The organism is Pseudomonas sp. SJZ078 (genome assembly GCF_007828255.1).
Classification (GTDB): Bacteria; Pseudomonadota; Gammaproteobacteria; order Pseudomonadales; family Pseudomonadaceae; genus Aquipseudomonas.
The window spans coordinates 49,462-56,013 of sequence record NZ_VIUG01000036.1 but is presented as its reverse complement, the minus strand read 5'-3'; the positions used below and the strand labels follow the sequence as shown (position 1 = coordinate 56,013).

The following is a 6,552-nucleotide window of genomic DNA, read 5'->3' as shown; positions in this document are numbered from 1 at the left end:
AATGGGCATAAAAAATCCGATACCAGAGGACTGGTATCGGATTTTCTAGAAAGCCCGGCTTGGACTCAAATGCTTAAGTGAACAGCATTACGGCAGGGCCGGGGGTTCTGAAGGTCACTCGTCGAGGAAGGAGCGCAGATGCTCGCTTCGTGTCGGGTGGCGCAGTTTGCGCAACGCCTTGGCTTCGATCTGACGAATCCGCTCGCGCGTCACGTCAAACTGCTTACCGACTTCCTCGAGGGTGTGGTCGGTATTCATATCGATGCCGAAACGCATGCGCAGTACCTTGGCTTCACGGGCAGTGAGGCCGGAAAGTACTTCACGAGTCGCTTCCTTGAGGCTCTCGACGGTGGCGACATCGATCGGCGACTGCATGGTGGAGTCTTCGATGAAGTCACCCAGATGGGAGTCTTCATCATCACCGATCGGCGTTTCCATGGAGATCGGCTCCTTGGCGATCTTCAATACCTTGCGGATCTTGTCCTCAGGCATCTCCATGCGTTCGCCCAGCTCTTCCGGGGTCGGTTCGCGACCCATTTCCTGCAACATCTGCCGGGAAATACGGTTGAGCTTGTTGATGGTCTCGATCATGTGCACCGGAATACGGATGGTGCGGGCCTGGTCGGCGATCGAACGAGTGATCGCCTGGCGGATCCACCAGGTGGCATAGGTCGAGAACTTGTAGCCGCGACGGTATTCGAACTTGTCCACCGCTTTCATCAGGCCGATGTTGCCTTCCTGGATCAGATCGAGGAATTGCAGGCCGCGGTTGGTGTACTTCTTGGCGATGGAGATCACCAGACGCAGGTTCGCTTCGACCATCTCTTTCTTCGCGCGGCGGGCCTTGGCCTCACCGATCGACATGCGACGGTTGATGTCCTTGATCTCGGCGATGCTCAGGCCGGTTTCGGTCTCCAGCGCGCTCAGCTTCTGCTGGCAACGAACGATGTCCGGTTGCAGGCGGGCAATGGCCTCGGCGTATTTGGTCTTGCCTTTGGCCAGCGCATCGGTCCAGCTTTCGTCGACTTCGTTACCCGGGAACTGGCGCAGGAAGTCGGCACGTGGCATGCGGGCATCGCGAACGCATAGTTGCATGATCGCGCGCTCTTGCTGACGCAGGCGATCCAGGGCGCTGCGAACACGCTCGACCAGGCCTTCGAACTGCTTGGGCACCAGCTTGATCGGCATGAACAGCTCGGCCAGGGCCAACAGCTCGGCAATCGCCTGCTTGTTGTCGCGACCGTGCTTTTTCAGCGCCTTGCGGGTGATTTCCATCTGCTCGGCCACGGCGCCGAAACGCTGTGCGGCAACGATAGGATCAGGACCGCTTTCGGCTTCTTCCTCGTCCTCGCTGGCTTCGGCGTCGTCGTCATCGCTGTCGTCGTCGGCCTTCTCGGCCTTGGCGTCGATCGGCGGCGGTACTTCGGCGGCAGGCGGCGTGGTGCCGTCGTCCGGGTCGATGTAGCCACTCAGTACGTCGGACAGGCGGCCACCTTCGGTGGTGACGCGGGTGTATTCGGAGAGAATATGGTCGACCGTGCCAGGGAAGTGCGCAATTGCGCCCATTACCTCACGGATGCCTTCTTCAATACGCTTGGCGATTTCGATTTCGCCTTCACGCGTGAGAAGCTCTACCGTACCCATTTCACGCATGTACATGCGCACGGGGTCGGTAGTGCGACCAATGTCGGTCTCGACAGCCGCCAGCGCTGCGGCCGCTTCTTCAGCGGCCGCCTCGTCGGTATCGGCGTCGGCCAGCATAAGGGCATCCTTATCTGGCGCAACCTCGAATACGTTGATCCCCATGTCGTTGATCATGCGGATGATGTCTTCCACCTGTTCCGGATCTGAAATATCCTCCGGCAGGTGGTCGTTGACCTCCGCGTAAGTCAGGTAGCCCTGCTCACGACCCAATAGGATCAACTCTTTGATACGAGACTGCTGTTGCGCTTTTCCGGACATAACACCCTATCCACTGAAGGTCTTGGCGGGCAAAAAACAAGCCGAGGATTATACCTGAGCTGTGACCTCACGCGCCAGTTGAGGTCGGGTTTGATGTGGAGACACTGCGTTTTAATAGTTCACGCATTTCATTCGCTATCTGGCTGGCATCCTCCGCAGTCAGCCCCGGTTGCCTTGCTTTCTTGATGAGGTTTTCCAGGTTCTGTGCGTCTTGTCCCGCGGATAACCTAGTAATGGTGTCTAAAAATTGTTGTTCAAGATTGTCGTTTTCAATCAACCACTCTTTTTCTGCTAACGCCTTAAGCAGGCGCCCCTGATCGGTTCCATGCCAGCGAGCCATAAGCTGAATGGAGCTTAGCTTAGGATTTTTCTGCACTGCCTCGACCAGCGCCACCAGCAGCTGTGCATAGATATTGCTCTCGTTTGCGAAATGATCAGCGGTTTCGACCTTGCCAGCCATCTGCGGGTGATGAATTAGCGTGCGAAGAGCGATTAGGGTTGGTGCTTCGACGGCTATCGGCACGCGCGGGGCACGTGGTTGGTCGCGATCACCGCGCTTGCCGTTCTTGTCCCAGGGTTTCTTGTCCCATTTCTTGCCGCCGCTACCGGTTTTTTTCGGGGTCCATTCCTGCTGCGGCGCATAGTCCTGCTGAGGATGATGATAGTCGGCGAAATCCGGCATCGCGTCGTAGTCGATGCCCGGGTCGTATGTCGGCGGTGCCTCCGCCGGGGCGCTATGGGCCAGTTGGTTGACCGCATCGCTGTTGAGACCGGTGATTTCGGTCAGGCGCTGGCGCATCAGCGTGCGCAGGTTGGCGCCGGGTACCTTGTCGATCAGCGGTGCCGCGAGGGTGACCATGTGGGCTTTGCCCTCGAGGGAGCGCGGGTCGGCCTCTTCGGTCAACTGCTGGAAGAAATAATCGGCCAATGGTTGCGCGTGCTGATTGATCCGCGCGCGGAACGCATCGGTGCCTTCGGAGCGCACCAGGGTATCGGGGTCCTCACCTTCCGGCAGAAACAGAAAGCGTGCCCGCCGACCATCCTGCAAGCACGGTAGCGTGGCTTCCAGTGCGCGCCAGGCGGCATTGCGACCGGCCTGATCGCCGTCGAAGCAAAACAGCACGCTGGGCACGACGCGAAAAAGTCGCTTCATGTGCTCTTCGCTGGTGGCCGTGCCCAATGTCGCAACGGCATTGCGCAGACCTTGCTGAGCGAGGGCGATGACGTCCATATAACCTTCGACGACGATGATCTCGTCGAGGTTGCGGTTATTCTTGCGGGCCTCATACAAGCCGTACAGCTCTTGGCCCTTATGAAATACCGGGGTTTCCGGGGAGTTCAGATACTTGGGCTTGTCATCGCCTAGAACGCGGCCACCGAAGGCAATGATTCGCCCACGCGTATCGCGGATCGGGAACATCACCCGGTCGCGAAATCGGTCGTAGCGCTTGCCGGTCTCGGCGTTCTCTATCAGCAGGCCGGCGTCGATCATGGCGCGTTGCTGCAGCGTGTCGCTGCTCAAGTGCTTGTACAGATTGTCCCAGCCGGGCGGGGCGAAGCCGAGGCCAAAGTCCCGGGCGATTTCGCCGGTCAGGCCGCGACCCTTGAGGTAATCTACCGCGGCCTTGCGGGCCGGATGGCTTTTCAGGGCTTGACGGTAGAACTCCGCCGCCGCGGTCAGCAGCGGGTAGAGCGGCGAGTCGGTGGGTTGGCGCGGCTTGTGCGCTCGACCGCTTTCCTCGCGAGGAATTTCCATGCCGGCGGCTTTGGCCAGTTCTTCGACGGCCTGGGGGAAATCCAGGTTGTCGTGGTCCATGATGAAGCCGAGGGCATTACCGCCCGCGCCACAGCCAAAGCAGTAATAGAACTGCTTGTCGGGGCTGACGCTGAAGGACGGGGTTTTTTCCTTGTGGAACGGACAGCAGGCGGTGTAGTTCTTGCCGGCCTTTTTCATTTGCAGGCGAGAGCTGACCACATCGACGATGTCGGTGCGGTTCAAGAGGTCGTCAATAAAGCTCTGGGGAATCAGCCCGGCCATGGCGTTCTCATCATCACTGCACGAAATAGGGGCCCGGAATCGGCAGGCGTAACCGGGGCCTGGTCTTGAGACACTGTAAACGGTGGCTCGACCGGGTTGTCTGCATCATTGCTGTCGGGAAGTGTATCTGCCGATAATCCGCTGACGTTAATTACCATCGGTATTCGACTGTTTGAATATGTTGCGCTGAATCCGGTAACGGCCGGTCAGGCCTCGGATAGCTCATCGAGCGGGCACGCAAGCAGGTGCCATGGGCTGATCGTCGTTAGAGGAATCAGGGTGTGCTCGTCAGTAGCCTTGGAAGGCTCGTCAGAAGAGACGTGCACCGCTGGCAAAAAAGCCAGGTCTGACGTGGTGAAGCGGTTGTCTCGGTCGCATCGGCGGCTTTGACAGTGAAGCATCAAGCGTTGTTCCGCAAATGCCATAAGCCCGGCTTGAAGGCCGGGCTTGGCAGAAGCTTGCTACGAACGTCTGTGTATTAGTACAGACGTACGGCGCGGCGCTGTTCGCGCTGAACTTTCTTGGCGTGACGCTTAACAGCGGCTGCTGCTTTGCGCTTACGCTCGGAAGTCGGCTTCTCGTAGAATTCGCGGCTACGAACTTCAGCCAGAACACCGGCTTTTTCGCAGGAGCGCTTGAAACGACGCAGAGCTACGTCGAAGGGTTCGTTCTCTTTTACTTTGACGGCTGGCATCCAGAGCTACCTTCATTCATTACCGGGGTCAACATCCTCGCGGCAAAAGAGCGCTTGAAGACGTCGGTTTTTAAGGGTTGCGGATGTTAACCCCTCAACGCCAGGAATGCAAAGCCTCTGATCGAAAACCGCTGGTCGGGGCACAACGTGGCGACTATTATGCGCGCCTTCGAATTCAGCCTCCACAAGGCGCAAACCCATGCTAGTACTGGGATTAGAAACGTCCTGCGACGAAACCGGCGTCGCGCTCTACGACAGTGAACGCGGCTTGCTGGCCGATGCGCTGTTCAGTCAGATCGACCTGCACCGCGCCTACGGTGGCGTAGTGCCCGAGCTTGCGTCCCGCGATCACGTCAAGCGCATGCTGCCCCTGATCCGTCAGGTCCTGGCCGAGGCCGGCTGTGTGCCGAGCCAGATCGATGCCGTCGCCTATACCGCCGGGCCGGGTCTGGTGGGCGCATTGCTGGTCGGCGCTGCCTGTGCCCAGGCGCTGGCTTTTGCCTGGGGCATACCAGCCCTGGGCGTGCATCACATGGAGGGGCATTTGCTGGCGCCCATGCTGGAGCCGCAGCCGCCGGAGTTTCCGTTCGTCGCCTTGTTGGTTTCCGGCGGCCATACGCAACTGGTCCGGGTCGACGGTATCGGTCGATACGAGTTGATGGGTGAAAGCCTTGACGATGCGGCCGGCGAAGCTTTCGACAAAACGGCCAAGATGATGGGCCTCAATTATCCGGGGGGACCAGAAATCGCCCGGCTTGCGGCCCAAGGGGTTGAGGGACGTTTCGTGTTTCCTCGTCCGATGTGCGACCGACCGGGCCTGGATTTCAGTTTCAGCGGCTTGAAGACCTTCGCCCTGAACACCTGGCAGCAGTGCGTTGGCGCCGGGGGCGACCATGAGCAAGCCCGTTGCGACATCTCGCTGGCGTTCCAGCAGGCCGTGGTGGAGACTTTGACCATCAAGTGCAAGCGCGCCCTGAAACAGGCCGGGCTCAAGCGCCTGGTCATCGCCGGCGGCGTGAGCGCGAACAAGGCCTTGCGGGTGTCGCTGGAAAAAATGCTTGGCGACATGAAAGGCGACGTTTACTACGCGCGGCCGCAATTCTGCACCGATAACGGCGCGATGATCGCCTATGCGGGCTGTCAGCGCCTGCAGGCCGGCCAGCAGGAAAGCCTGGCGATCAGCGTGCAGGCGCGCTGGCCGATGGAGCAGTTGTCGCCGTTGTGAAGTATTTAGAAATGTCGTTCGCGCCCGGCGAACAGGTCGCGTAGATTGCCCCGGTGACGCCAGACGATCAGCGCGACCAGTGCGGTCATCGGCAGCAAGGCCTCGGGTTCCTGCCAAGCCAGCAAAGGCAGGGTCAGCGGGGTGGCGATCAGGGCGGCCAGTGAGCTGGTGCGGGTGAGGTAGAACATCAGCAGCCAGGCCGAGACGGCCAGCAGCGCGGCGGGCGGATACAGGCCCAGCAGCATGCCGGCGGCGGTGGCGACACCCTTGCCGCCCCGAAAGCGGAAGTACAGCGGGAACAGATGACCGATGACCGCGCAGACACCGATCCAGGCCTGTTGCTGCAAGGAAAACCCTGCAAGGCTGGCGATCAGGACTGGTACAAGGCCTTTGCAGAGGTCGCCAAGCAAGGTCAGGACGGCGAGTTTGCGTCCGGCCAGGCGCAGCATGTTGGTGGCGCCGGCATTGCCTGAGCCGCTCATTCGCGGGTCGGGGTGACCCGTCAGGCGGCTGAGCACAATGGCGAAGGACAGCGAGCCGAGCAGGTAGGCGAGGATCGCCAGTAACCAAAACATGCTAACTATTCCGGGCGAGGATGCCCTGATTCTAACGGCGCATTGCGCCCTTGTCGTG

Annotated in this window: 5 protein-coding genes; 1 reads left to right on the top strand and 4 read right to left on the bottom strand. The window is 59.9% G+C overall.

Going from position 1 to position 6,552, the window contains the following annotated elements:
• Positions 1-114: 114 nt before the first annotated feature.
• The 3 genes from rpoD to rpsU all read right to left on the bottom strand — a co-directional run bounded on the left by rpoD (position 115) and on the right by rpsU (position 4,694).
• Positions 115-1,962, bottom strand: coding sequence for an RNA polymerase sigma factor RpoD (rpoD, locus tag FBY02_RS24190; RefSeq protein WP_047702299.1), 1,848 nt, complete (start codon positions 1,960-1,962; stop codon positions 115-117).
• 67 nt (positions 1,963-2,029) lie between these two features.
• Positions 2,030-4,000, bottom strand: a complete 1,971-nt coding sequence (gene dnaG / locus FBY02_RS24185; protein WP_144930607.1) for a DNA primase — start codon at positions 3,998-4,000, stop codon at positions 2,030-2,032.
• A 478-nt stretch (positions 4,001-4,478) separates the two neighbouring features.
• Positions 4,479-4,694: a 30S ribosomal protein S21 gene (rpsU, locus tag FBY02_RS24180; protein ID WP_002551877.1), complete on the bottom strand. Its 216-nt coding sequence runs from the start codon at positions 4,692-4,694 to the stop codon at positions 4,479-4,481.
• A 199-nt stretch (positions 4,695-4,893) separates the two neighbouring features.
• Here rpsU and tsaD point away from each other — a divergent pair, with 199 nt between their 5' ends.
• Positions 4,894-5,919 (top strand): tRNA (adenosine(37)-N6)-threonylcarbamoyltransferase complex transferase subunit TsaD, encoded by a 1,026-nt coding sequence (gene tsaD / locus FBY02_RS24175; protein WP_144930605.1) that lies wholly within the window; start codon positions 4,894-4,896, stop codon positions 5,917-5,919.
• A gap of 5 nt (positions 5,920-5,924) precedes the next feature.
• Here the strand turns inward: tsaD and plsY are convergent, their stop codons facing one another.
• Positions 5,925-6,494, bottom strand: a complete 570-nt coding sequence (plsY, locus tag FBY02_RS24170; protein WP_144930603.1) for a glycerol-3-phosphate 1-O-acyltransferase PlsY — start codon at positions 6,492-6,494, stop codon at positions 5,925-5,927.
• Between the last annotated feature and the right edge of the window lie 58 nt (positions 6,495-6,552).